At 35.4% G+C, this 26,879-nt stretch carries 26 protein-coding genes and 2 pseudogenes; 9 read left to right on the forward strand and 19 right to left on the reverse strand.

Annotation, left to right across the window (positions count from 1 at the left end):
• Positions 1-69 precede the first annotated feature (69 nt).
• The 3 genes from F2A31_RS14480 to blhA are packed head-to-tail and all read left to right on the forward strand — an operon-like array spanning position 70 to position 2,591.
• Complete coding sequence (locus tag F2A31_RS14480) at positions 70-1,518, forward strand: leucyl aminopeptidase (RefSeq protein WP_150027195.1); 1,449 nt, start codon at positions 70-72, stop codon at positions 1,516-1,518.
• A 3-nt stretch (positions 1,519-1,521) separates the two neighbouring features.
• The gene (locus F2A31_RS14485; protein ID WP_150027197.1) at positions 1,522-1,929 is read left to right on the forward strand and encodes a DNA polymerase III subunit chi; all 408 of its coding nucleotides are present in this window, start codon (positions 1,522-1,524) and stop codon (positions 1,927-1,929) included.
• A 35-nt stretch (positions 1,930-1,964) separates the two neighbouring features.
• Positions 1,965-2,591 (forward strand): cell division protein BlhA, encoded by a 627-nt coding sequence (blhA, locus tag F2A31_RS14490; protein WP_150027199.1) that lies wholly within the window; start codon positions 1,965-1,967, stop codon positions 2,589-2,591.
• Positions 2,592-2,636: 45 nt separating this feature from the next.
• Here blhA and F2A31_RS14495 read toward each other — a convergent pair whose 3' ends face one another.
• The 7 genes from F2A31_RS14495 to glnK all read right to left on the reverse strand — a co-directional run bounded on the left by F2A31_RS14495 (position 2,637) and on the right by glnK (position 9,499).
• Positions 2,637-3,296 carry a riboflavin synthase gene (locus F2A31_RS14495; RefSeq protein WP_004637586.1) on the reverse strand — a complete coding sequence of 220 codons (660 nt, stop codon included), beginning with the start codon at positions 3,294-3,296 and terminating at the stop codon, positions 2,637-2,639.
• 163 nt (positions 3,297-3,459) lie between these two features.
• Positions 3,460-4,299, reverse strand: coding sequence for an MIP/aquaporin family protein (locus F2A31_RS14500; RefSeq protein ID WP_150027202.1), 840 nt, complete (start codon positions 4,297-4,299; stop codon positions 3,460-3,462).
• Between the two features lie 398 nt (positions 4,300-4,697).
• Entirely contained in the window at positions 4,698-5,990 is a 1,293-nt protein-coding gene (locus tag F2A31_RS14505; RefSeq protein ID WP_150027204.1) for a DNA adenine methylase, read from the reverse strand.
• Positions 5,987-7,087, reverse strand: a complete 1,101-nt coding sequence (gene ribD, locus F2A31_RS14510; RefSeq protein WP_150027206.1) for a bifunctional diaminohydroxyphosphoribosylaminopyrimidine deaminase/5-amino-6-(5-phosphoribosylamino)uracil reductase RibD — start codon at positions 7,085-7,087, stop codon at positions 5,987-5,989. The genes F2A31_RS14505 and ribD overlap by 4 nt, the downstream gene beginning before the upstream one ends.
• Before the next feature lie 12 nt (positions 7,088-7,099).
• Positions 7,100-7,564 (reverse strand): transcriptional regulator NrdR, encoded by a 465-nt coding sequence (gene nrdR / locus F2A31_RS14515; RefSeq protein WP_004637581.1) that lies wholly within the window; start codon positions 7,562-7,564, stop codon positions 7,100-7,102.
• Positions 7,565-7,700: 136 nt separating this feature from the next.
• Positions 7,701-9,092 carry an ammonium transporter gene (locus F2A31_RS14520; protein WP_150027208.1) on the reverse strand — a complete coding sequence of 464 codons (1,392 nt, stop codon included), beginning with the start codon at positions 9,090-9,092 and terminating at the stop codon, positions 7,701-7,703.
• A gap of 68 nt (positions 9,093-9,160) precedes the next feature.
• Positions 9,161-9,499, reverse strand: coding sequence for a P-II family nitrogen regulator (glnK, locus tag F2A31_RS14525; protein ID WP_000780326.1), 339 nt, complete (start codon positions 9,497-9,499; stop codon positions 9,161-9,163).
• A gap of 274 nt (positions 9,500-9,773) precedes the next feature.
• Here glnK and F2A31_RS14530 point away from each other — a divergent pair, with 274 nt between their 5' ends.
• The 3 genes and pseudogenes from F2A31_RS14530 (at position 9,774) to F2A31_RS14540 (ending at position 12,769) form a co-directional block, all read left to right on the forward strand.
• On the forward strand, positions 9,774-10,001 hold the full coding sequence (locus F2A31_RS14530; RefSeq protein WP_004637578.1) for an accessory factor UbiK family protein: 228 nt from the start codon (positions 9,774-9,776) through the stop codon (positions 9,999-10,001).
• Positions 10,002-10,070: 69 nt separating this feature from the next.
• A pseudogene (locus tag F2A31_RS14535) lies at positions 10,071-10,910 on the forward strand (YifB family Mg chelatase-like AAA ATPase); the annotation flags it as partial.
• A gap of 110 nt (positions 10,911-11,020) precedes the next feature.
• Entirely contained in the window at positions 11,021-12,769 is a 1,749-nt protein-coding gene (locus tag F2A31_RS14540; protein WP_150027210.1) for a hypothetical protein, read from the forward strand.
• A gap of 21 nt (positions 12,770-12,790) precedes the next feature.
• Here F2A31_RS14540 and F2A31_RS14545 read toward each other — a convergent pair whose 3' ends face one another.
• Both F2A31_RS14545 and F2A31_RS14550 read right to left on the reverse strand, forming a co-directional pair.
• On the reverse strand, positions 12,791-13,645 hold the full coding sequence (locus F2A31_RS14545) for a hypothetical protein (RefSeq protein ID WP_150027212.1): 855 nt from the start codon (positions 13,643-13,645) through the stop codon (positions 12,791-12,793).
• 39 nt (positions 13,646-13,684) lie between these two features.
• Positions 13,685-14,083, reverse strand: a complete 399-nt coding sequence (locus F2A31_RS14550) for a (deoxy)nucleoside triphosphate pyrophosphohydrolase (RefSeq protein ID WP_150027214.1) — start codon at positions 14,081-14,083, stop codon at positions 13,685-13,687.
• 73 nt (positions 14,084-14,156) lie between these two features.
• Here F2A31_RS14550 and F2A31_RS14555 point away from each other — a divergent pair, with 73 nt between their 5' ends.
• Together F2A31_RS14555 and F2A31_RS14560 are read left to right on the forward strand one after the other, a co-directional pair.
• Positions 14,157-14,477, forward strand: coding sequence for a hypothetical protein (locus tag F2A31_RS14555; RefSeq protein ID WP_150027217.1), 321 nt, complete (start codon positions 14,157-14,159; stop codon positions 14,475-14,477).
• A complete protein-coding gene (locus F2A31_RS14560; protein ID WP_150027219.1) occupies positions 14,471-15,583 on the forward strand; it encodes a hypothetical protein in 1,113 nt (370 codons plus the stop codon). Before F2A31_RS14555 ends, F2A31_RS14560 begins: the two co-directional genes overlap by 7 nt.
• Here the strand turns inward: F2A31_RS14560 and F2A31_RS14565 are convergent.
• From F2A31_RS14565 to F2A31_RS14600, 8 genes are all read right to left on the reverse strand, one after another.
• Complete coding sequence (locus F2A31_RS14565; protein WP_150027220.1) at positions 15,580-16,464, reverse strand: alpha-glutamyl/putrescinyl thymine pyrophosphorylase clade 3 protein; 885 nt, start codon at positions 16,462-16,464, stop codon at positions 15,580-15,582. The two genes, F2A31_RS14560 and F2A31_RS14565, sit on opposite strands and share 4 nt — an antisense overlap.
• Complete coding sequence (locus F2A31_RS14570; RefSeq protein ID WP_150027222.1) at positions 16,451-17,461, reverse strand: thymidylate synthase; 1,011 nt, start codon at positions 17,459-17,461, stop codon at positions 16,451-16,453. The genes F2A31_RS14565 and F2A31_RS14570 overlap by 14 nt, the downstream gene beginning before the upstream one ends.
• Before the next feature lie 11 nt (positions 17,462-17,472).
• A complete protein-coding gene (locus F2A31_RS14575) occupies positions 17,473-17,781 on the reverse strand; it encodes a DUF4031 domain-containing protein (protein WP_150027224.1) in 309 nt (102 codons plus the stop codon).
• A gap of 126 nt (positions 17,782-17,907) precedes the next feature.
• On the reverse strand, positions 17,908-19,152 hold the full coding sequence (locus F2A31_RS14580) for a hypothetical protein (protein WP_150027226.1): 1,245 nt from the start codon (positions 19,150-19,152) through the stop codon (positions 17,908-17,910).
• A gap of 28 nt (positions 19,153-19,180) precedes the next feature.
• Positions 19,181-20,119, reverse strand: a complete 939-nt coding sequence (locus tag F2A31_RS14585) for a TniQ family protein (protein ID WP_150027228.1) — start codon at positions 20,117-20,119, stop codon at positions 19,181-19,183.
• The gene (locus F2A31_RS14590; RefSeq protein WP_150027230.1) at positions 20,119-21,009 is read right to left on the reverse strand and encodes a TniB family NTP-binding protein; all 891 of its coding nucleotides are present in this window, start codon (positions 21,007-21,009) and stop codon (positions 20,119-20,121) included. The genes F2A31_RS14585 and F2A31_RS14590 overlap by 1 nt, the downstream gene beginning before the upstream one ends.
• Positions 21,009-22,865, reverse strand: a complete 1,857-nt coding sequence (locus F2A31_RS14595; RefSeq protein ID WP_150027232.1) for a Mu transposase C-terminal domain-containing protein — start codon at positions 22,863-22,865, stop codon at positions 21,009-21,011. Before F2A31_RS14595 ends, F2A31_RS14590 begins: the two co-directional genes overlap by 1 nt.
• Before the next feature lies 1 nt (position 22,866).
• Positions 22,867-23,508 carry a TnsA endonuclease N-terminal domain-containing protein gene (locus F2A31_RS14600; RefSeq protein WP_171490606.1) on the reverse strand — a complete coding sequence of 214 codons (642 nt, stop codon included), beginning with the start codon at positions 23,506-23,508 and terminating at the stop codon, positions 22,867-22,869.
• 70 nt (positions 23,509-23,578) lie between these two features.
• Here F2A31_RS14600 and F2A31_RS14605 point away from each other — a divergent pair.
• Positions 23,579-24,232, forward strand: a pseudogene (locus F2A31_RS14605) (ATP-binding protein); the annotation flags it as partial.
• A 46-nt stretch (positions 24,233-24,278) separates the two neighbouring features.
• Here F2A31_RS14605 and F2A31_RS14610 read toward each other — a convergent pair.
• Positions 24,279-25,067 carry a TorF family putative porin gene (locus tag F2A31_RS14610; protein WP_150027238.1) on the reverse strand — a complete coding sequence of 263 codons (789 nt, stop codon included), beginning with the start codon at positions 25,065-25,067 and terminating at the stop codon, positions 24,279-24,281.
• A gap of 297 nt (positions 25,068-25,364) precedes the next feature.
• Entirely contained in the window at positions 25,365-26,177 is an 813-nt protein-coding gene (locus F2A31_RS14615) for a TorF family putative porin (RefSeq protein ID WP_150027240.1), read from the reverse strand.
• Positions 26,178-26,879: the final 702 nt, after the last annotated feature.

A 26,879-nucleotide genomic window follows, 5' to 3' on the forward strand; every position in this document is an offset into this window, starting at 1 on the left:
GCAACCTCATATCTGAAAGTGTTTAATGAGATTATCTTTATTTTTTACCGATTAGGTTCTAAACAAACAATGAAATTTACTCTTGATCATGCCTTTCCAACACAAACAGCAAGTGAATCTTTATGGATTTTGGTGGATTCAGAACAACTACAAACCAACCTAAACTCCTACCAAATCAGTCAATTAGAAGAGGTCTTAACTGCAACTCAATTTAAAGCGAGTTTTAATGAAAGCTTAGCTTTGATTGCAAAAGTTGCTGAGCAAAGCAATACCCAATTACTCGGAATTGGAAATGCTACAGAGCTCAAAGCAACCAAATTAGCAAAACTTGCACAAACGATTATCAAATCATCACAAAATAAATTTAAACAAATCTGTGTTGATTTATCCGCACTACCATCAGAACTTCATGCTCTATTTGCTTTAAGTTTAACTCAAGCTGCTTATGGCTATGACGAGTTTAAATCTAAAAAGAATGAGTTTGTACTCGAAACTATCCACCTGATTGCGAGCCAGACGACTTTAGATGATGCCCAACTCAATCTGATTCATGCAGTTCAATCTGGCCAAAGCTATGCTCGAGACTTAGGCAATCGCCCTGGTAATATTTGTTTTCCTGAATATCTAGCAGATCAAGCACTTTCTCTTGCAGCACAATATCCAGACCGATTAAAAGTGACGGTACTGGATGAACAACAGATGGCTGACTTAGGCATGAATGCATTTCTTGCTGTTAGCAAAGGTTCGGACCGCCCAGGGCGAATCATCACGCTTGAATACAATGCTAAAACAGAACAAGCACCTGTCGTCCTTGTTGGTAAAGGTGTGACGTTTGATACAGGCGGTATTTCATTGAAGCCCGGCTTAGGTATGGACGAAATGAAATTCGATATGTGCGGTGCAGCATCCGTACTAGGGACCATGCAAGCACTTTGTGAAGCACAATTGCCAATTCATGTGGTGGGTGCAATTGCAGCAGCAGAAAATATGCCTTCAGGTGGTGCAACTCGCCCTGGAGACATTGTCACGACGATGAGTGGTCAAACGGTTGAAATCCTCAATACCGATGCAGAGGGCCGTTTAATTCTATGTGATACCCTGACCTATGTAAAACGTTTTAATCCTGCACTGGTGATTGATATTGCGACACTCACAGGTGCATGTGTTGTTGCATTAGGTAAAGTCGTGAGTGGCTTATTTACACCAGATGATGAGCTTGCCCAAGCATTACAACAAGCTGGTGAACAGTCACTCGATCGTGTATGGCGGATGCCAGTCATGGAAGACTATCAAGAATTACTAGACTCTCCGTTTGCCGACATTGCCAATATTGGTGGTCCTCATGGTGGTGCAATCACAGCAGCATGTTTCCTTGAGCGTTTTACCCGTGACTATCGCTGGGCGCATTTGGACGTCGCTGGTACCGCATGGTTATCAGGTGCCGCCAAAGGTGCAACAGGACGACCAGTCCCTTTACTGATGCAGTTTTTAGCAAATCGTGTTGAAGCGAAAAACTAAAAAATGACACAAGTCAGCTTTTATCTCTTTGAAAAGAGTACCGAACGGCAAGTCGAAAGTGCTTGCCGTTTATGCCGAAAGATCCTGAATCAACATCCACAAATTTGGTGGTATTGTACGGATTCAGAGCTCCAAAATGAGCTTGATGACAAATTATGGAGTTTTGATCCCAATAGCTTTATCCCCCATGGCGTCAATCAAAGTCATAGCCCAGTCTGTATTTCGGAACATTTACCACCTTCCAACGACTGGATCGTGTTTAATTTTAACAATCATGCACTTGAACAAATTCAAGATTTTCGCCACATTATCGAAATTATCGAGAATAATGAAACCGCGAAACAACTTGGACGAGAAAAATTTAAAATGTATCGTCGTTTAGGTATCGAACCTCGAACTTTTAAATTATAGATCAACAATCAAGCGTATTATTTGAGGAGTATGGTGTGGCATTAAATGTAGGTCAAGATTTTAAAAAACGCTGGTTAAATACACCTGAGGCTGTACGTCAAACCTATCAGGATGATTTAGCACGAATTTGTGATCTGCTATTACCACAAACCTCTATTCAAACTTGGCGTCAGCAAGAAGAACAGGCAGAAAAGCACTCTCAGCAACGCATTGATCAAGCCTATGCAGATCTTAAAGCAGAACTGATTGAACAAGCTCGTATTCGCAAACAACTTGCCTTAGAAAAAGCCTTAGCTGAAAAACGTGCTGCTGAAGCAGCCTACGCCGCCCAACTTCAAGCCGATGAAGTACGACAATTTCAACAACAAACTGAAAATCTCTTGGCATTACGTGAGCACATTGATCAGGAAATCAATGCACAAACCGAACGTTATCAAAGCAATCCTGAACAACCAAGTATTGATTATGCTCAAGGACAACGCCTCACAATTGATGACCAGCAAATTCTTTCAGAATTAGAAAGTGTTCGTGTTCGACTCGAATTAGAAGCCGAAAGTTTAATTGAACAAGCCGTGACTGTATTCAGAGCTAAACTACATGCAGTGGCGCAAGACGAAATCGAATACATCTTGAAAAATAGTGAATTTTCTAACGACCAGTAAATATTAAAAAGCCCAGCGAAACTGGGCTTTTTAATTAGCTAGATTTTATTTTAAAAATCCATTTTCAGCTAAAAAAGCCATACTAATATTCGATTCAGCTTTTTGCTCGGCCGCCTTATCGCCTAGCAACAAACGCTCAATGTAACGCGCAAGTACATCAACTTCCAAATTCACTTTAGTCCCCACTTGCCATGTACCAATATTAGTCCGTTCTGCAGTGTGCGGAATCAAGTTTAAACTTAAAATATTGCCACGTAGGTGATTAATGGTCAGGCTAATTCCATCTACCGTCACAGACCCCTTTTCTGCTAAATATTTTGCAAGTTCAACAGGTGCTGTAACTTCAAAATAGAGGGAACGCGCATCTTCACGAACCAGCGTAATCTCACCTAAACCGTCAACGTGACCGCTCACAATATGCCCACCAAAACGTGTCGTTGGCAACATTGCTTTTTCCACATTGACAGCTTGACCAACTTTCCATTGGCCTAGTGTGGTACGGTTCAAGCTCTCACGTGAAACATCGGCTGCATACCAGTTATCTCCCCATTCAATCACAGTGAGACAGATCCCATTGGTAGCAATTGAGTCGCCCAAATGCACATCAGACATATCTAAATCAGTCTGAATACGCAGACGAACATCACCACCTACACTTTGTAAGCTTTCTACCTTACCTAAACTTTCAATAATGCCTGTAAACATGGGACTTTTTAACCTACCTTTATTGCAGTACGCATCACAGTAAAGCAAATACCTTAAAGCAAAGAAACCCAGATAACAAGGCACGCTTAGTTCAAATTCAGATGAATAAAAAGGGCGATCCTCTGACCGCCCATGTTGCTATAGATATAGATGAAGTGATCAACTATTGCATTTCTGATACTTGTTTTTCGACAGGATGCGTTTCTTCAACTTTATTGCTCAACAAGAAATGGCTAAAAAACAGTTTATAGCCCAATACTCCTAAGCAAGCCCCAACAATTGGCGCAAGAATAGGAACAATAAAATATGGAATATCTCGTCCACCCGTAAACGCAACGGGTCCCCATCCTGAAAAATAGGCAACGATTTTCGGGCCAAAATCACGTGCAGGATTCATGGCAAAGCCTGTCAGCGGTCCAAAAGATGCTCCAATTACGGCAACCAATAGACCAACTAAAATTGGTGCTAAAGGCCCACGCGGTAAACCGTTACTGTCATCACCAATCGCCATGATTAACCAAAGTAATAGCATGGTGATAAACATTTCCACCATAAACGCCTGACCAAGCGACAATAAATGATGCGGATATGTCGAAAAAATTCCAGCTAACTCAAGGCTTTCAATACTACCTCGTACCATATGATGCGTCTGTTCGAAATCTACAAACAAACTGCTATACAGTCCATATACCATCAACGCACCGGTTGCAGCGCCCGCCACTTGTGCAATGATATAAAAAGGAACTTTGCGTTTATCAAAGCCTGCAAATAAAGCCAAAGCGATGGTCACTGCTGGATTAAGATGTGCACCTGAAATACCCGCCGATAAATAAATTGCTAAGGCAACTGCTAAGCCCCAAACAATACTGATTTCCCACAGACCTAAATCTGCTCCAGCAAGTTTAAGTGCAGCCACCACACCGATACCAAATGATAAAAAAATTGCGGTAGCAAAAAATTCAGCTACACATTGCCCCAATAATGTGGGTTCCGAGCGACTCATAACAACCTCTCTTGGTCATCGCTACTCATAGGCAAGACCCTAAATTCAGCTCGGAAAACTATATTTATTTTTAAAATCGGTCAATCATCTTTGATAGTTTTTTGAACGATTGATAAAACTACTCCCTACCCAAATCCAACTTAAAGAACGAATAACCACCACATAAAGAGTATGCATAATTATTTGTTTTATCTATAAATTAATATAAAACACCATAGTAAATAAATTCAAAAAGATTAAGCTTCATCATCTAGAAATACAATAAAAATTACAAGATATTTATCATAAAAACAGTGGGTTATCTAACAAAGCGATTCTATTTATTGTATTAACCGATTAAATAAGGAAATTAAATACAAAAACACCACTTTGTATGGCAAAGTGGTGTTTTTGTTATCTTACCAAAGTGCAAGTTGGGTACTATTTCCTGTAGTATCGACACCGCCCAATTCGGCAAAGTGATACAACTGACCAAGTAACTGCCGCAATGGCGGACCAGACTTTGCGTGAGTATCTGTAATCACAATAAATTCAAGTACGCGTGCGCGCTCTGACTGACGCTGCTTACTAACGCGATAACGTGGAACATCTTGCGTTAACAACGTGACCTTGCCACGTTTTAAATTTGCGGTCAGTAAATCTTTTGGCTCAATATTCCCATCAGTCGAATAACTGGTCAAGATATAGCGCGCATTAATCGTTTCCAATAACTTCTCATAGGCATCTTTGGCATGCTTGGAAGAATTATAAGGACTTGGACGTTCTTTGCGCCACGCACGATCAATCCCGCTCTTGAAACCTTTGGTATCAGGTGAAGGTAAATCAACCTGATCCCATAAAGTCAACGCATTCAAGACATGATAGTTACTGCTGTAGGCATGCTGATTATAAGGTGGATCAAGGTAAGCAACATCAACTTCAAAGCCACTCATTTGATTGGCCAAATGCTGAGAATCAACACACCACATTTCTGCGGCGGGACGTTTTGCATCTCCAATCTCACAGAAACGGCTTGGTGTTAACCAAAGTAATGATTCGATTCGTTCCAAAGCCGTTTGAGTACGTCCTCCCCAGCCTTGGTGAAAACTTTTAAACACCCCACTGGTGTTACTCACAAAACTGGCGGAGTAGAGTAACGGCGCGAGTAAAGCACTCATTTCAACATCATTAATCGCACCCTGTGCCTGCCAAGTTGCAATCTGCTGACGAATCGCATCAATTCGCATCCCATTACGACGCTTAAAGAACAAACGATCACGAGCAGGATCATAGACATCATCATTTCGTGGGCACAAATTATGTGTAACCCAGCCTTTCACTTCAGGCAAACGGTTCAGATAATCAATGGCTTTTTGATAGCCACCCAATTCTTTAAATGCTGGCGCATCAACACAAGCTAAAATCGCATGATTCAGCGCATGGCTATACGGCTCCCAGTCATTAGCAATCACACGGTAGCCATTCTGACGGGCCAAACGAGAAACCACCCCACTGCCGGCAAAGAAATCCGCAAAAATCGGTGGATTCTTTTTCTTACTATTCAGCGTCCCAGTAATCTCAAGCGCTTCTAAAATCAGATGCAAAAGACGGCGTTTATTTCCAAGATATGGAACTAACTGATGAAAAAGATATTCGTCAGTCGTACGGGCCGCATGACGACGTTTGTGATAAACCGATGGTTCTGGATTCATATCAACTCTTGGATAGGGAGCAATCTCAGGCGAATGTCTTGCCCAAGTTGGGTTACATCGACCAACTCAAATCGTCGTTGTTCGGCCATTTTGCTAAATTCAGCATTGAACATAGCGCGAGCAGATTGACCAAGTAAAGTTGGTGCAACATAACTAATCATTTCATCAACCAAACCTTGCTGTAAAAAGGCGGTGGATAAAGTTGCACCCGCCTCAACCAATACATCATAAATTTGGTATTGTTGAGAAAGGGTTTGCAATAACTGATTTAAAGGTTGCGGTGACAATTGTATCACGCCTAAATCAGCAAGTTCTTGACGAAATGGTGTCATCACCATCACAGTTTCAGGATTTTGCAAAATCTTGGCAGTGAGAGGCAGTTGTCCCTGACGATCTAAAATAATTCGTTTGGGCTGTACCACTGTAGAAAGATCAATGCCCTCTAATACTCGGACATTCAGCTCACAATCATCGGCTAGAACCGTTTGAATTCCTGTAATGACTGCTCCAGCAATAGCACGCCAATGCTGTACATCTTGTCGCGCAGAGCTTCCTGTAATCCATTTGGACTCACCTGACGCCATCGCAGTACGTCCATCTAGGCTTGATGCAACTTTTAAACGGACATAAGGTAAACCTGTAGACATTGCTTTTAAAAAGCCTAGATTTAAACCTTTTGCATTCTCGGTACAAACACCTGTTTCAACCTCTATCCCGGCATCCTGCAAAATCTTTACACCCTTGCCTGCAACCAATGGATTCGGATCCGAACAAGCAATCACAACTTTCTTCACTTGCGCCTTCACTAAAGCTTCAGCACAAGGAGGTGTACGACCATAATGCGCACAAGGTTCTAAGGTCACATAAGCCGTTGCATCTTTTGCATCTTCACCCGCTTGACGTAATGCAAATACTTCTGCATGCGGCTGACCTGCTTTCGGATGGAAACCTTCACCAATGATTTGCCCATCTTTAACAATAACGCAACCCACATTGGGATTAGGTTTAGTTGAATATTGTCCAAGTCGAGCCAAATCAATTGCTCGTTGCATCCAATACTGCGCTTGAGATAAATGATTTGGGGTTAACTCAGACATAATCTCTCTAACTTAGACTTCATTTTCACGTTGTTGCATCTGCTCAATCTGATGGCGAAAAGCTTCAACATCTTGGAAATCTTGATAAACGGAGGCAAACCGAACATAAGCAACATGATCCAATGCAAACAATGCTTGCATTACAATTTCACCAATCATTCTCGATTTCACATCACGCTCACCGAGACGACGGATTTGTGATTGGATATCACTGAGAACCGTTTCAATCTGTTCTTGGGTCACCGGACGTTTTTGCAAAGCATGCATCAGTGAGCGGCGTAATTTTGCTTCATCAAACGGTTCACTTTTACCATCTGATTTCAATACACGCGGCATCACAACATCATAACTTTCAAACGTTGTAAAACGCTCACCACAAACCACACATTCACGGCGACGCCTAATCTGACAGCCTTCGGCAGCCAAACGGGAGTCAATGACTTTACTATCAGCGGCGTTACAAAATGGACAATGCATATTGGTGCGATTATTTCCTCACTTTGCTTAAGTGTAGCAAAGTTTCTTGCATTGCAGAACTAGAGGCTTATCGCTCTTTTATTATGCATAAAAAAAGCAGCCCTATTGGGAGCTGCTCTTAAGTCAATAATTTTAATTATTCAACGCGTTCGCCATGTTGACTCAAGTCAAGACCCATACGCTCATCGTCATTGCTCACACGGATACCAATTGCGAGATCAATCACTTTTAAGATAATAAAGGTCATCACAGCACTATATGCGATAGTTGCTAATACACCCTCAACCTGCACCCATAATTGAGTCAACATATTTGCTGGAGCATCATCACCCATGATGAATTCACTCGCAAATACGGCAGTTAAGATTGCACCAACGATACCACCAACACCATGTAAACCAAATGCATCTAAAGAGTCATCCGCTTTCAGCGTACGTTTTAATGCGGTAATACCCCAGAAGCAAACAACGCCACCGATCAGACCCATGATCAATGCGCCACCTACAGTTACGAAACCTGCAGCTGGAGTAATCACAACTAGACCAGCAACCGCACCTGAAGCTGCACCTAAAACTGAAGCCTTGCCACGAACAACTTTTTCAGCCACTAACCAAGACAATGCTGCTGCCGCTGCTGCAACTTGAGTTACAACAATAGCATAAGACGCTGAACCATTTGCACCCAATGCAGAACCACCGTTGAAACCAAACCAACCTACCCAAAGTAAGCTCGCACCGACAACAGTTAACGCAAGATTATGAGGTGCCATAGATTCACGGCCAAGCCCCATACGTTTTCCAAGCATATAAGCCGCAACTAAACCAGCAACACCAGAGTTGATATGAACGACAGTACCACCAGCAAAGTCTAAAGCACCATCATTGCCTAACCAACCACCACCCCATACCCAGTGAGTAATCGGCGCATATACCACAACAACCCAAATCGCGATAAAAGCAACAAATGCTCCAAACTTCATGCGCTCAGCAATCGAACCACTAATGATCGCAACCGTAATAATTGCAAAGGTCATTTGGAAGATAACAAATAGAATCTCAGGAATTGAATCACTCAGTGCATCAGTACCTATGCCTGACAGCATCAGCTTATCAAGTCCACCAATAAAAGCATTCCCTTCACCAAAAGCTAAGGTATAGCCAATAATGACCCAAGCAATACTTACTACTGCAGCAGCAACAAAACTGTGTGCCATCGTGCTCAGTACGTTCTTTTTACGAACCATACCACCGTAGAATAAAGCCAAACCAGGAATCGTCATTAACAGAACCAATGCTGTTGAAACAAGAATCCAAGCGGTATCACCGGTATCTAATGTTGCTTCTGCTTCTGGCTCAGCAGCCACTTCAGCAGGAGTTTCAACCTCAACAGTTGTTGGTAATGTATCAGTCTCAGTTACAACAACTGTTTGCTCTGTAACTGGAGTTGTAGCAGCTTCTTCTGCCCATACGACAGTCGAACCACCTAGGAGTGCGCCAGATAAACTAAGCGCCATAAGCATTTTTTTCATTCGTGTCCCCCAACCTCATTTTGTGAGCTATTTCTCTTAATTTCTAACTCAGCAAACTTTGTGCCAATTTAGACAGCATCTGGTCCAGTCTCACCAGTACGAATACGGATGACTTGTTCTAGATTTGTGACAAAGATTTTCCCGTCACCAATTTTTCCAGTGCTTGCGACACGAGTGATTGACTCAATAACCGCATCTACCATCTCATCGCTAATCGCGATTTCGATTTTCACTTTCGGCAAGAAATCAACAACATACTCTGCACCACGGTACAACTCAGTATGACCTTTTTGACGTCCGAAACCTTTGACTTCAGTTACGGTAATCCCTTGAACACCAATATCAGAGAGTGCTTCACGCACATCATCTAACTTGAATGGTTTTACAATTGCAGTTACAAGCTTCATGTGTGTTTTCCTTCGGCTTATTTTCACCAGTAAGGTTTTATGTTCAATTTTCATGCCAATATTCAAAGGTTGGGGGGGATTTAAATATTGGACATACGGCTTCTTTATAACCTATTTAAGCGAATAGAAGTAGATCATCCATTGAAAATAAGTATGATTTGCCAAGATTTAATTAGATTTCTCAGTCATCTCTCAAGCTACTCAGCAGTGCTAGAGGATTCTAACAAGCAATGGTACACTGAGCAGCAAATATACATAACCTATTGAGCACTTTATGATTGAAACTCTTTTACAAGCAATTTTGCAACAAGTTGATCAGCCTAAAAAAGACTTAGAAAAAAACTTGCGAGCATTATTAAATGAAAGTATCGAAAAATTGGATCTGGTTTCTAAGCAAGAGCTTGATCGCCAAAGAACAGCTTTAAATTTAGCAAATCAGCGCCTCACCGAATTACAGCAACAGATGAAAACTTTAGAGGAAATGGTGCAGAACAAAAAATAAGCACCAACTCGGTGCAAAAAGCACCTTGAAATGATTAAAAATAAAGCACCACAATGGAACAACAATAAAATGTCTTTTGCAAAAATTTATACGAGGGGATTATTGGGGCTACATGCACCCCAAATCGAGGTCGAAGTTCATATCAGCTCAGGGCTACCCTCTTTGACCATCGTTGGTTTACCCGAAGCTGCTGTCCGAGAAAGCAAAGATCGTGTTCGCTCAGCAATTATCAATAGTGGATTCTTGTTTCCAACCAAACGCTTAACCATTAATTTAGCGCCAGCAGATTTACCTAAAGACGGCTCTCGCCTCGATTTACCGATTGCACTGGGTATTTTGATTGCTTCAGGGCAATTACCAGAACAATGTACAGAGGGGTTTGAATTTATTGGTGAATTAGCACTTGATGGTCATTTACGCCCAATTTCTGGTGCATTGACCATAGCAATGGCCTGTCAGCAAGCCAAGCATCGTATGTTACTCCCGGCTGCAAACTTAGATGAGGCCAGTCAACTCCCAAACTTCGAAGTATATGCGGCTCAACACCTTCAAGAAGTTTGTGCACATTTTTTGGGCAACACCAAGCTCAGTGCTGCACCACAACGAGAAAATATCAACAGCTCACAATATCAATTTGATCTCGCCGATGTGAAAGGACAACTTCGCCCTCGCCGTGCACTCGAAATTGCGGCCGCAGGTGGTCATTCATTACTGTTCAAAGGTCCACCAGGTACGGGTAAAACCTTGCTCGCCTCGCGTTTGGCTTCTATTCTGCCACCTCTCAATGCTCAAGAAAATTTGGAAGTTGCGAGTATTTACTCTGTGGCAAATGCTCCACACCATTTTGGGCAACGCCCTTTCCGTGCCCCACACCACACTGCATCTGCAATTGCATTAGTCGGAGGTGGTGTAAAGAACCGGATTTTTTGATATTAAGTTTAAATTTGTTCTAAATAATTGCAATTAGCCAAAATGAATGAAATTATATCTTTAATATTTCATCAATAAAAATTTAAAAAATGTTAGAGATAGTTGATTTTCCTCATGATAATAATTTTTGGAAAGTAGAGTGGCTTGGTGGCGTCTATAATGATATGGATGGTGAACCACGTATTAGAATTTATTTAGCACAGATCAAACCAAATATAGAGCGTAAACATACATTATCAAATACATCACTAGAAACCTTTAACAATCAATACATCAGCTCAGTTCATGATATCAAAATTGGGTTAATTCAGTTTGTTACTATAGGATCTGTTTGGAGAAATGGCATTAGAGACATTTCTTTTACATCACAATATCAACAATTTACATTTAATTCAGATACCGAACGAGAGGTTTGTTATCAACATATAAATGGAAGTGTTGCTGAAACTGGTTTAAACCATACCACCGAATGGAATAACCATCTTACAAATCGTTATTATCTTATTACTAATAGTGAAGCTAGAAGTGCTGGAAACTACTTAAATGTTTTTTATGATACGAATAATTTTTCAAGAATATATATACCCTCAATAGTTATATTTCAATCATGTTATGTAACTTCTCCTAAAGCTGCTCGACATATAATTTTTGGGCAAATTGGTAAACTACTTGACCTAGATTCATCTGGATTTATTAATAATAAGACTTTTAGGATTCACCTACATAGAGACTTCAAAGACATTGAAGCACCTATGATCGCAAATATTGCTACCAACCTTGTAGCAAAGATTGAGTTGAGAACATTAAGACAATCATTATTAAAAGAGTCTAATTCAATTGAGACTCCTTATCCTAAAAGAATAAAAATCTCCTTTCCTTTTTCAAAAGAATTTAGCTTAAAAGTAAAAGGGAAATATATTATGGATAATAATAAAGCCTATGGTTTCCTAGTTACTGAAATAATTGAATTTATAACTGAATTTGAATTTTCAAAATTAATAATTCTTAGAAAAAATTCAAATCAAAAAGGAAAAGAACAAGCAGAAAATATGCAAGCTGCATATGAAGGAGGAACAGGGCAGCCTCCACAAAAATTGGATAATCCACAGAATAAAGATGATCAGTCTGAACTATTAAATTTCACCGATGATCAAGTCTCAAGCCAATATCAAAATCAAAAACTTGATTTTACGTTGTGCGCAAATATTTCAGACTTAGAGATATTAAAAGAAGAAAAAGATATACAACGGTATCAAAATGCATCATTTACAAATTTGAATCTAGAATATACCAATAACGTAAGTACTGGGCCAGTAGTAAATTCAACTAATGGAGTATCAGAATTACAAATAGAGCCAAATCTACCAGTTGATCTAGAATATTTTTTTGACGTTTTAGAAATTTTGAATAACTTAGGATATAAATTTGAAACTATTGCTGTTAATAATGCAAAAGAACATCCTAGAGGAATTATTAATCAATTCAATAGATTCATAAAGAATCTTCATAAATGGCATTTACAAGATGATGATCAAAAACCAAGACCATTTATAGTTGCTGAGATGGAATTTAAAGGATCTTTTTATTATTTAATTGATATTGCACCAAGAAAGGGCGCTGCTTTATCAGCTCAGTTAATACGAGCTCATACAGGTGAGAAAATCTTAGATATAGCATTCAAAATCCTATTGAATGATTTAGTAAGAACGACACCAAAAGGATGGGCGGTGCTTGACCAAGTTAAATATGCACAAAAATGGGAACATCATAGAATAGAACATAACAGAAGTAACAGAACTGAACTGGTTGCTAAAAACATTATAAGAAAGCTACTTTAGGCAAATTTGTACAAGTTTGTTTTACTTTTTATATTTTTTAAACACATATGTATCAGCACTGGAGACATTAAAATATTGGGAAGCATGTTCTTCATAAATATCTTTCCCTCTTACAAGAGTTGCAAAAAAATATTTTTTATATTTATTATCTTTATCATAAACAACACCTATAAACTCTTTATGTTTGAAATCTACTAATAAAATTTTATCAAAAGGATTTTTTTGAACTTTCAAATAATCAGAAAGTTTTTGAGCAAGATCTAAGTACAGGTTCTTACTCTCAAATGATTGGCAATGCAAAATCAATAAAGTTTTCGGATACTTTTTTGAATATACTTCATTGAATCTTTTAATTTTTGGGTGTATGGCATTCTGACAAAATTGATTATTAATTATAGTCTTGTCTAAGAAATATGTATTGTTCTCTCGATTTTTGATAGCAAGTATTTTATCTCTTTTTGCTTTCGACAAACTTTTGATAAAAATATTATAAAGCTTTTTGTTTGAGGTGGTTTTAACTGAATATTCTTTATGTAGTTCAATAAAACCATCACTTTTACTAACATCTACTATTTTTATTCTCTTCAATAATTCGATATCTTTAGATTTTAATCCTAATATACTATTACTACTATTTTGTTTAAAAAATAAATACCAATCTTCGAGGTTAATATCAAAATTTGTATTTTTATCCATAATAAGTTGTTGATTATCTATTGCAGTTATTTCGACCCCAATTCGTTCTTTGTTCACCAATTCAATTGCAAAATCTGGCTTATCAACTTGATCTCGTATTAGAGTAATTGGACCAAAAAAAGACTCTAACTTCTTTTTACATAATGCAAAAGCAATTACTTCTTCAGAAGTATTTTCCATTCGACTCATCTTTTCATTCACCTTAACGATAGAATCAATTTAAAGAGTTTGTTGTAATAAATTAACTATAGGTATATCTGCTGCAGCCCAATCAAGTGATGTAAGCTCTGGAGCTTTCATCCAAATAATTTTTTCATGTTCTAAATTACTCAAATTGTTATTATCGATTAAATTGCAGGCAAAAAAAGTAATCTCAACATTAAAGTCTGGATAACAATGTTTCACTTTTTTAATTTTTTTTTGGACAACTATCTTAACACCAAGTTCTTCATAAATTTCTCGAACTACTGCGTCCTGCAAAGTTTCACCTTCCTCGATCTTACCACCAGGAAATTCATACTTCATAGATAAATAACTGTATTTGTTTTCTTTTCTTTGAGCACAAAGATATAAACCATCTTTTTGAATGACTGCCGCAGCGACTTTAATGAAATCCAAATTATAATGCTCCGACCGAAAGATAATGATAGAATCTCCTTAAGTATATACTTTAAGACACAAAGGTTCATCAATGATAATTTCGTTCAGATCAAGAGAACTGAGGGATAATGCATTAAATGAGTTCATCAGCCTATTTGAGTACTCTGCACATATTGTTGATAAATTGAAATTTTTTCTTTTGGTCTTAAATTCCAGTCAAAATGTTGTTGAATTTCCCTTACAACACACCTTAAGTTTTCATGGTGAAAATTTAGAAATTTCTTTAGACGAAAATACAAGTATTATATTCAAACAAGCACATAAGAATGTTGCTGTTGCTGCTGATGGTTCACTTCCTTGGGAAAAAGTGACACGTTTACAGTTAATCGAGGTGAGGAATACAACATGTTAAATAGTGAATTCCAGCCAAATTGGATTTATCCTCCATCTAAAATTGTTGAGAATTTTATTGTATTAAATCAAGTTGATACTTCAAAATTACACTCGAGAACTCAGAAAGTACTCCATGACTTGGTAAACAAGAATACCCCTATAGATATAAATATTTCGAAAATCTTAGAAGAAACTATTGGCGGTACAGCTCAATTTTGGCTTAACATTCAACACCAGTTTACATTAAATACTCTAAGAATAGAAAATAGTCATGTAGATAATAACTTTAACGATTATAGAGGTTTAATAACAGAGTTAAAAAAAACTGATTGGATACCAAAATCAAATTATGATTATTTGGATCAAGTCCATCTTAAATCCTTTTTTGGTATTTCTGAATTTAGTATATTAACTAAAAAATATATCATTCAGCATAACTTACGAATTAAGTTCAAAAATATTGGGAAATATAGCTCATCAGAATTAAACATTGCAACACTTGTAAGAAAAGCCGAATTAGAAGCAAAAAAACAATTAATTACAAAACAATGGGATAAAGCTTTATTTCTTGAAAAACTTCAAGAAATCAAAAAACTCTCTAAAGTTAGGAAATTTAATGACTTTAAGTTAGAGCTTCAAAATATTTGCAATCAATGTGGTGTAGCTTTCATTGTATTAGATACATTAAATAAGTCGCCTATTCGTGGTATTTCGAAGTTTATAAATAATCATACTGGACTAATTATAATTACGACAAAATACAACCAAGATGATGTCTTTTGGCAAACTTTTTTTCATGAAGCAGGACATTTAGTATTACATTCCAAAGAAATGGTTTTCGCGGATCAAGGTGCTCCTGCGGAAAAAGTAACAACTGAGGAATTAGAAACTCAAGCAGATAATTTCATGCTTTCACAAATTTTATATCCTTATACAAATGAAGATGTTATAAGTATGTTTAATAAAAAATTAATGTACTCAGCCAAAGAAAAAAGTTGGAGAAATATTTGTCAAATTGCAAGACAAATTAATATTTCTCCAAGTCTTTTAACAGGTATTTTGAAACTACAAGGAATAATTCCTTATAACTATTTTACCAATGGGCACAACAAAATTTATGACTAACCAGTATAATATTCATATTTATCAGGCAGTTTTTGCCAATTACATAAAGCATCTTCCATTTCCTGATAACCTACACCCAGAAAATCAGCAAGGTTTATAGCAACAGCATCCAATTCTTTACCTGATTTGTTACCAAAAAGTAGCCTAGCCCCTTTTATTGGACCAGTAGAACCAGAAATGTAACAATTATCTGCTTTAATATCAGCCAATCCTGTTTTATATAACATTGATAAATAATCAAATTTTGCTAATCGTCCAAAAGAAAAGATTGGGATTGTTTTATAAAGATTTGAAAACAAATCTTCTGCAGATAAGCTATTCGATCTAAATAAGTTTGAATGCCCTCCATTTGTATTCACCCAATCCATATATGTTTGAAAGGCATCCACTATATGATTAACTGAAACATATTTTCGATGATTTCCAAATTTTATTTTTTCGTTACTATTTTCATAATTATTAACCCAAGAAGTTATCAGTGTTGGATTTCTATTTATATTTGCCCAAGTAATGATTGGGTTTTTCTTTAGATTTCCATACAATAATTTAGTGAACTTCCACTTGGAATGGTAATTTTCACCAGTGAAAACTAATAAAAATGTAAGCCAGCAAGCTTCATCATAATCATGATTTTTTAAATAAAGTATTGCTCTAATTGGATCAAATAATCCATTATGAGGATCGGCTCGACTTGGACTAATCGTACGTTCTTCTAAAATTCTAAAATAGTCTACACGATTTACACTATCTACTAATTGCCTAGCTAATACGTCAATCTGTATTGGAGAGTGTGTGCCTGGCAGGGCCGTAATATTTAAACTAAAATCGTTAATCTTTTGCACTAAGTCATTAGCTAATCTATCTTTTTTATAAAATTTCATTATTAAACCCCTTATGAACTAATTCATCACATTTTTTTGCTAAAAAGTAAATTACTGGATCACTTTGACATAAATCTTTTAACAATTTTAAAGTTTCTAAGTCTTCTTTTTTAAAGAAATAATATGCAAATAAAATAACGGCTAACTCTTTCCAAAAGGGATCTTTTAGATCATTTACTTCTAATACAGATAAATTGACACCTAATCTAAGTGATTGTTCTATTTTAATAATTTTAGGTAATTCTTCGTCGATAAGGGTTGGCTCTAATGGAAACATTCCTGTTATATTCTGCCACCCTTCATTACCTAAATAATGCCTAATGTCAGGTAAATCTTTGCTATAAATATGTAAGCTACCAACTATATGAGTATATTCCCCAAGTTGAAGGTTTGGAAAAAAACTGACTAACTTCGTATACATAATTTCTTGAATTAATGTAAAGCTAAATACATCATGTACTAAACCAATAGCAGCATCATTAGATCTCATTGTTGTAGTTAGGTGTAATCTATCATCTCTTATAAAAAACTGTAAAAAACATGTACATGGTATATCCCTATGGTCTTGTCGTAATAAGTCATCTTTTGAATAAATTGCAATTACAGCTCTACGACTAGTTGGTTTTTCCTTCAAGACTTCTATGATCTTGTTAAACTGGCTATTTTCACCAAAAATTCTCGGACCATATGCACCAAATGCAGGTAACACTTCAGTTTTATCATATCCAATGAATTTTCTATAATTTGCTATATAGTATTCAATAAAATCAAGTTCATCACTTCCATTTAAATACCAAAAAAACTCCCCAATACAACTTATAAGTTTACTTCTAGTTTCAGATATACTTAGCCTAGATCTAGGGTTCTCAAGTGTCAGAATGGCATTTCTTATTTCAAAATTATCCCCCTTTGATGCAGTAAGTTCATCACCACTTTCTAATATAGAGGTATAAGTAGTATTCAATAAATCATCTAATGTTTTTTCTCTAATATGCATTTAATTGCCAATTAAAATAATTCTCCTTGTAGCATATTATACCTTTTTGTAGCACTTTGGTTAAGCAACTCAATTTTTAATTTTTTCCCGCATTCTATAATTTTGGCCCTCTCAGTAGGAACAGCTCCATAAGTGATCGCTTTTGTCCTAATTTCAACGGTAACATCATAATGCGGATATGTAGCTGTTCGATGAAACCAACAACGTTTTACACCAATATACAATGCAAAATCATGTAATTCATCAAGACTATCTGCCATTAAATGACACCACTCTTTTCCTTTATGTTTGATGCGCATGTTATCTACATAGATAGCCATATTCATTCCCCTTAAAGTAGTAGACGGATTCTAAATAAAAACTCTTGTCAAAACATAATAAGAATCAATATCATTTGTAAAATATCTATAAATTCTATCAAACCTAAATAGCAAAAAGATAGGATTTCAAGTATTAAAAATAGATTTTTTTCGAAAACTAAGCATTCCTTCACATAATTCTTCCAATACTGCTACCAAGCTGTAATATTTTTGTGTGTCTTCATCTGTTTCAACAGCAGTAAAAGGCTTGTATCCACTATAGTATCTTTCGGCATATTTACTAAAAAAAATAGAAAACTCTTTTTCATCATCAAAAACCATTTCTACATTTAAACTAGCTGGATGATAATAAATAGCCTTTACTGGACAATTATTTATAGTTTTAACCATATTATTATCCAATGATGTAAGTAATGGTAAGTAAACAAAATTTGGCTTATCTTCAAATTTTTCAGTTGAAAAAGTTTCAAAAAAACGATATGAATAAGTGTCCCATGAAAGAGCATGTAATCTTTTTAATGATTTTGTCTTTAATGACATTAAGGGTTTTTCTGTAAACATTGAAAAATCATTAGAATTAAGATTACTTTTATAAATCTTTAATATTTTCCAACAAAAATATAAACTTTTAATTGGTATTTTTTTAAAATTTTTCTTCACAAATGAAACAAGCCCATTAAAAATATCTTCATCAGATTGATTTGGATTTCTCCAATAAATAGTATAAAAACGTAATAAAACTAAATAATGTAAAATATGATTAACTTTAAAAACTTGCATCATTTCTGATTCTAGATAAGATTTCCACAATTCTTTTGATTCTCCAATATACTTTTCAATTTTATCAATATCATCAAAAAATCTAATATCTCTAAATTCCATATTTTTATTGTCAATAACTTCTTTCAAAACTAACATCGCTGCAATTTTTCTAATTGGATGAAAACTATCATTTTCATACTCCCTCATATTTTCAAAAAAAATAAAATTAAAATCATAAGAACAATTATATTTATTGATTACATCTTCTATTATTTTTTCAATTCTAATTACTTCATTATTTTTATCATTTTTTAGCTTGTATCTATCACTAGAAAAATATTTAGGTAAATTTGAGACAAAGTTGGTATCAAAAAAAACTTTTTGTCCAATAATTCCATTTTCTTTGGTTACAACAGTATCTGCATTCAATAGTATTGGAATTCTATTTCCAAAAAAGTTTACAAAAATTTCTGCGCTTTTTTCTATTTTTTCATTTCCAAAAAAATTAATAATTACTCCACCTGTCTGGAAAAAAGTAGGGGGGATTTTATGAGCAATACTTTCTATAGAATTATGCTCATCCAAAAGAACTCTTTTAATATCTAACATAGAATGCACAATGTCCTCCAAAAGTCTGTTATCTAAAAACTTTATATAACCAAAATGGCATTTTACCACTAGAATTTTTAGATATAAAATTAGTATATGGGTGTTTATACTGATAAGCATAATCTAAGAAATTTTTAGGCCAGTTAACTAATAAATTGGCACACCCATTAAGTACTTTTAATCTATCACTAAATTCAAGTAATTCAATTGCTCTTGAGTTTGTTCTACTTGAAATCTCATTACCTAAATTTCTAATATACCCTTGGACAATTCCCCTTAAGCCTAGAAAAAATAAATTTGCAAAAATTGGATCAGAACTTATAAATACATGCTCTTTATGGAGAGCTAAAAGTATAAAATTTGACAATATATTTAAGTTTTCATTAACTTTAATTATTGGTGAACTTGATAACTTAGTAAAGCAATTTGAACAAAAATTAATATTTAAATTAGTCACTAATTTTGACTTTTCGATCATATCTACTCTATGTGGAGTAATTGGAAAGCTACATTTATAGCATCTGTCATATAATTGAATGCCGTGTGTTGGACATGAAATTAAATATGATACTCTCCAATATTTCCTACAATATGGAACTTTATCCTCTTTTAAACACATTGGGCAAATTTGTAAGCCATAGCGCTTTCTTAATCTATGATTAATTCCAATAGATAAAACTCCTTTTAAAACAGCTGAATTTGAGTGTTCAAACAAAATATTTTCATAACTTTTCATACTTAAATGTCTAATATTATCAACATTTTGTTTTGTAAAATAATGCAGCCTATTTATTATCAGATCTGGAGTTTGACAGTCAATATCCCTATTCCAAATTTGAGTCTGACGCCCAAAATAATGGGCATAAAAATCATGTGCTTTATAGCCATTACCATGTGCTAATCTAATCATCCAAGATGAAAGTAATTCATCATTAAGAGGTTGTAAATGGACTGGCCAAATTTCCATTATACTCGTGCTGCCGCCTGTTTACGTAGATGGGGACCTATGTATCCAGACTCTTCCAAAGTTTGTTTTGTAATTTTTTCTATTTTATTTTTTATAGCAAATATAGATGCCATATTCAGCAAAGTTGAAATTTCACCAATTGTTCCACCAGACATGTTCAGAATCAATTCAGCCAATTCTCGATTTATTAAATTTGAAGGTTGCTTCAATGGAATTACCTTTTCAAAACTAGCCAATAATCTTAAATACTCTTGATCTAACTTCCATTTGGGTAATATTTCAGGGTTAAATCTATTCGCCAATTGAGGATCCGCTTGCACAGCTCTTATGGCTTCTGCTGTACCAATACCTACTAATGGAACACATAATTCATTTCCTAAATATTTAAGTGCATTAAGACAAGTTCTTTGTTTAGTATAAGGTCCTGCTAAGAGATGCTGTATTTCATCAATTATTATCATTCCTAAGTCTAACTGTCTTAATACAGAAACTACTCTATCTCTTTTAGAATCAGTAGCTTCACTTTTTCCATACGGCTCGAAAAGCCTATTTAAAATAGCATTATATATACCTCGCTCATCAGGACCAGGAGGAGCTTGAATATATAAAACAGGTAAAATTATTGCATCCCCATTAGGATTATCTAACGGTGGATGCTTATCTCTAAACCGATTCACAAGTACTGTTTTTCCATTATTTGTTTCACCAACAATTAATAAATTTGGCATTCTTGACTGTTTTGGAAATACAAGTAAATCCTCAAGTTTTCCTAAAATTTTTTGAGAATGACCATATCCTATCCATCTAGGTTTTAATAAATGTTCTATCCTTTCTGAATCTGCTAATTCTAATTTCTTAGATGTATTTATTGTTAAATGTGCGAGATTCATTATTCAGCCTCTTCTAGGTCTAAGAAAGGTAAAATTTGATCGTTATTCCAATTTAATGCTAGATTATCAAAGGGATTTGTTGGTTGTGGCTGCACAAGTTGCTTGTCCTTACTCCAATCTTTTCTTCTTTGCTGCATTCTTCTTGCAGATTTTGACTTTTCTGCAGCTACTTCCGCAATTTTTCTCATTTCTTTTAATCCCTCAAAAATTGTATCTTCATTAATTTCGAAACATTTTTGTTGATTTAAATCTTTTATAATGGAATTCAATTCCCATAAACTGATAGGAGGATGCGAAATATTTCTATATGGAATTGGGTAATATATTTTTAATTCAGGATCAAAAAAATAAACAACACTAATATCCCTTGGATCACGAGAAAATATAAATTTCCTCTTTAATTTTGAATTATTAGGATCTCTAGCATGTATCCAATTCCTTAATACATCAGCGTAATAGTAAATATTATCTATAAGTACTCCATATTCTTGAATAGTTCTTTCAACAAATGGCATGAAATCTAATTTTAATTTTGTTTCATCTTCTATTAATGTTGGTAAACCAATCCCTTTAGTGTTGTCATCCCCCAATATAAAAGTTTCATATAATGACAATGGTGAAACTTTATTGATCCCATTGTGGGGTTTTTCGTGATAGACCTTTAGCACAAAAGTCGCAAACCATGATTCAAACTCTTTGAGAGTTAAAACAGCTTTTTTCTCAGAATTGTAGGACTCCTTTTCTTTAACATTAGAAAATGTTGTTCCTTTAAGTGATTGGCTCCTTTTCATAAAAGTTCCAAATGCCCGCTCTACATGTCCGCCATAATTAGGTAGACCTTTAGGTCGATTCTCTAAAATTATTCCATATTCTTGGCAAGCTCTTTCGAGCATTGTTCCTCTGAACTCTTTGGCATTATCTGCATAAATTTTTCTTGGAATTCCATATATTGGCCATGAACTTCCTATTTCATGCTTAGCTAACCACATCTCTTTAGGCAGAATTGCATGACTAAGTGCAATACCAGTAGCTAAAGCTCCGACTGGGTCAAAAGAGACACAAAAACCTGCTATCATTCGAGTGCAACTATCAATTACTATCGTCAGGAAAGCTCGCCCAATAGGTTTGCGATATTCTTCATCAACTAATATTACATCTATAGGGGTATGATCAATTTGATACACAGCTAAAGGAATATCTGCTCCAGGAAAACTACCCTTAATTGGCTCAAATTGTTCCCTTGCCTTTTTTGAACCAAATCTTTTTGAAACTACTAACCGATCTTGTAGTAAGTTCAGCCTCCGTCGAAGAGTTGTCATACTCGGTGGCTTAATCTTTTTTTCACGGCATACTAATGAAACTTGCTCCCATAACTCAACAACTGTAGGCCTTTCGGGTACTAAATAGAAAGTCGAAATTTCATTTTCTATAATTTTTTCAACATCTTGACTAAGCCTATGTTGTCCATGATCTTTTCTAGCTTTTTTTATTAGGGCTGATACTACAAAATCATTCTCAAGTTTTTTAATTAATCGATAAATAGTTGCTCTACTTTTTCCTAGCTTTTCAGCTATATCATCTAAATCTTTATAAGTTCTTGCTCTTTTTTTATCTTTAACTAACTCTCTAATTAAATCAAAAAGTTTACAAGCTTCTAACCATGTCTCATTTGGTATATCTTGAAGTAAATTTGTTCTATTTTCCGAATCACCCAAACTAACTTCTAATGCATTTACTAATTCAATATTTTTATCCTTTAAGTTTTTCAAAAGAACTTTTTTTAAATCAACAATATCTATAAGAATCCATTCCTCCTCATTCCAGTGAACTTTACAACCAGGAAGTATTCTGCGCATATTACAAACTCCAAATTGTTGTTTTCATTGTAAGTGTTTTTGTTAGATCGCAGCCTACTTCTCTACGAGCAATCATTCCCCATAAAACTGGAATCATTTTAGCTTGATTCCACTTATCTTTAAAAATCGAACAAACCAACTCTTTTGGTGTTGAAACTCTCAACTTTTCTAATTTTTCAGTTATTAAAAGATCAAAATCTTCATGGAAATAAGATTTATAGGCATTTAAAAACTTAGCATTTTCTAAAAAAGGACCTCTTATCCTATCATCCGTAAAAATTTTAAATTCCCATCCCATATTTTTTGCATATAAGTTTGCTGCTCTAAATTTTGGCAAGACTTCATTAAATTTATTTACAAAATCTGATCTATATTTAACTTCAACTAAAATTACATTTGCTTTTTTTGACTTATCTCTGGATCGGTATTCAATTAAACCATCCGGTGTATATCTATGATTTTTTCCATCTGAAGATTGATATTTTATTACAAGAGGTTGGGGAGTATACAAATGCACAGAAGGGTCAAAATCCATTAAAATCATTAAATCTCTTTCTAAGGATGATTCATAACGATTTCCATTAGGCATTGTGCCTGTAATACTCCTTGAACTTATACCAATCTTTCTTACAGGTTCATACATAGTGAATTCCCTTAATTTCATTTATTATGGTAATTAAGGTTTATTATCTCACTTTTTAAAGTTCTTTACAGGTGGTTCACAACCTAAACCTGGTGAAATTACGCTTGCCCACTTAGGTGTATTATTTTTAGATGAACTTCCGGAGTTTGACCGTAAAGTACTTGAAGTTCTACGCCAACCTCTTGAATCCAAGGAAATTGTGATTTCTCGTGCTGCACGACAAATGACTTTTCCAGCAAATTTTCAGTTTATTGCAGCAATGAATCCATGTCCTTGTGGCTATGCGTTCAATCAGGATAGTCGCTGTCAGTGTTCTCCAGAAAGCATTCAACGCTATCAAAATCGCATTTCAGGTCCATTATTAGATCGTATTGATCTTCATATTGATGTCCCACCATTACAAGCACAGGAGTTACAAGATCAAACAGCAAGTGAGGACTCCGCAACCGTTCGCAAACGCGTTATCAAAGCCTATCACCAACAAATCGATAGACAGCAATGCTTAAACCAAGCACTTTCACCCAAACAATTAGAACAATACGCTCGTTTAGATGAAAGCTCTGCCAAAATTATTGAAATGGCACAACAACGTTTGAATCTTTCTGCACGTGCCTACCATCGGGTACTACGCGTTGCCCGAACCATTGCAGATCTAGCAGAAAGTGAAATTATCTCAAGCAATCACTTAACAGAAGCCTTATCTTATCGAGGCAATTCAAATTAAATACGCTAAAAAAGCGACCCTCAGGTCGCTTCAATTCTTCTTATTATTAAAAAGCGTAACCCAGACCTAAAACAACTTTGTTCTTATGTTTGACTTCATCCCGAGTATAACCACCAAAAATATAATCCAAACTCCAAGTTGCGCCTGTTGCACCCAAGGGATGAGACAGACCTAATGTCGCATGACGGAAAGCAAAATCCGTTTTGGTGACGTCGCCTGCCTTCGCTTGATAGGTTAAATATTCATCATCATCACCATAGTAATACGCCGCAACCTGCGCTTTACCTGTAAATCCGCCTGGCAACTGTGGTGTATAACTCGCTAAGAAATACGTATCACCTTTATTACCAAAGGTCACATTATTTAACAGGGTTTGAGCAGTAATACTAAAATCTTTATAGCTCAATCCTACAATTGTTTCGTAACCTGTAGACTCCCAACCTGGATAATAGTAATAAACAGTTGCTCCAATTTGATAACCGAGATCTTCAGTAATTTTCCCTTTATACCCTGCATAAAAATCATTTTCGAAAGATTTCTTTTCTTGAGGTACATAAGTTGGAGAAGTATTAAAATCAGCATAGGCCGCAGCCAAGGTCGAAAACCAATAACCCAAATAAAATCCACTGTCATGCGTATAATCCAATCCACCTTGAATTGCAGGTGTATCACTTTCAGGTGAATTGGTCATCCCACGCAGGTTATAACTCGATACAACATTAATATTTCCTGAAATAGAACCTGGAAATGGAAGCTTCAACTCTTCCGCTAACGTTAAAGTAGATAGTGTTGAAAATACCCCTAGTGCAACGGTCATGCCTGCAAATTTCATCATATTGATTTTCCCCCATGATTTAGATATTCAATTGATTTAAGTTTTGAATTGCATCACGGTGTAATTTGCAAATGCTATACCAATCAATATAAACCCATTAAAAACAAATACTTAATAAATAATTTACATTACTTTTCAATCTTCCATATATAAAAATATCATTAGGATTAAAAGAAATAGCCAAACTGAAGCAATATAGAACTTTATGGGGCGTTTAAATCTGCAAAAGGGTAGTTTTAGAACTCTATTTAAATAAAAAGCCAGCAATTGCTGGCTTTTTATTCATGAAAATCGCTTTTAGAAAGACTTAGATAAACTAAAAATCACACCTGTATCATAAGGCTTCTTATCGTTCTTCGTCATACCAGATTTGCTGATGTTGGTACCAACAACATCCAAACCAGCATCTAGACCTAAGAAGCTATAACCAACACCAACCTTATAGTCAATATAATCATCATCTTTGCCAGGGCCACCAGCTACAATTGCTAAGGCATCTTTATTCTTCAATTTATTGTAACCAATTGAAGCAACACCTGTTAAACCTGTATCTGCAATCGGTGCTGAATAACCAACATTAAAATACCAGAAGTCATCTGTTCTCCCCCAATAATCTGGTGAATAACTTACCCCTACGCTCAGTTCATCGTCTGCAAAGATTGTATTTGGGAAAGCTAAACTGGCAAAAATTTCAGTAAATGCCAAACCATCTTTGCCATTTGTTTCATTCGTATAATTTGACTTAGAACCAATATAGCCATAATGAATGACACCGACATCATAGGTTGCTTGCATATTTGGTGTTAGTGCAAAGCTATTACTATAACCTAGTGTTGCATCAGTTTCCGTTGACACACCAGAAATACCAAAGTCAACACTTGACCCCCAGAGACTTAAATATGCTCCAGACTCATGAGAAAATGTGAAACCACCTTGAATAGCAGGGTTGTTTGATGATTGAGTAACACCACGGAAGCGATAATCTGTAACAACGGTGACTTCACCTTCTGCGGTAATACCGTAAACTGAAGTTTTATCATCAGCCATCGTTGTTGCTGAAGCCGCAGCAAAAATACCTAAAGCAATAGCCTTACATGCAAATTTCATCATATTGATCTCCCCCATGATGGATATTCGACTGATTTATGTTTTAAATTGCATCGAAATATCATATGCAAATGCTATGCCAACTTTTAAGTTTCCTTATAAAATAGTGCTCTCGTTCCATAAAAGTGCTGCTTTAATAGATGAAGTGCCTCATCAACGACCTAAAATAGAAATTCAATGTTTGTTTTATGAGCTATTTAAAAGCAATAAACACTTTTAGGTCACTTATTGCACAATAAAGATGCAACAAGACACATTTCTCAATACTAGATCTTTTGGAATATAAGTTATTTAGTCCAAGATTAGAGAAAGCACAATAAAAGTGCACCACCAAAATCTTAATAATGTCTGAAAAAGCTGTTCTTTTTTGTAGGCAAAAAAATGCCATTCATCGGGTTGTCATATTTTGCAAATTAGTTTGATAGTTTTTTAATCAAAGTCTAAATAAGCCATTAAATTTAAAAAGAAAATATATGTCTTTATCACACATTAAATGAGAAACAAATCCCACAAAAACAACCATCTATTACATGCAACATATAGTTTTTTATACATAAAAATCATTATCTTAATTTTATTTTGATTTATTTTTATACAGTAAATAAATCATAATATTTTATAAGTATTTTATTTAAAATTAATTAAAATTTTTTAATAAAAATCTATCTTTTTCATGTATAACTTATACAATTGGTCAAAATTTCG

Origin of the sequence: Acinetobacter suaedae (assembly GCF_008630915.1) — a bacterium.
Taxonomy (GTDB): Bacteria; Pseudomonadota; Gammaproteobacteria; order Pseudomonadales; family Moraxellaceae; genus Acinetobacter; species Acinetobacter suaedae.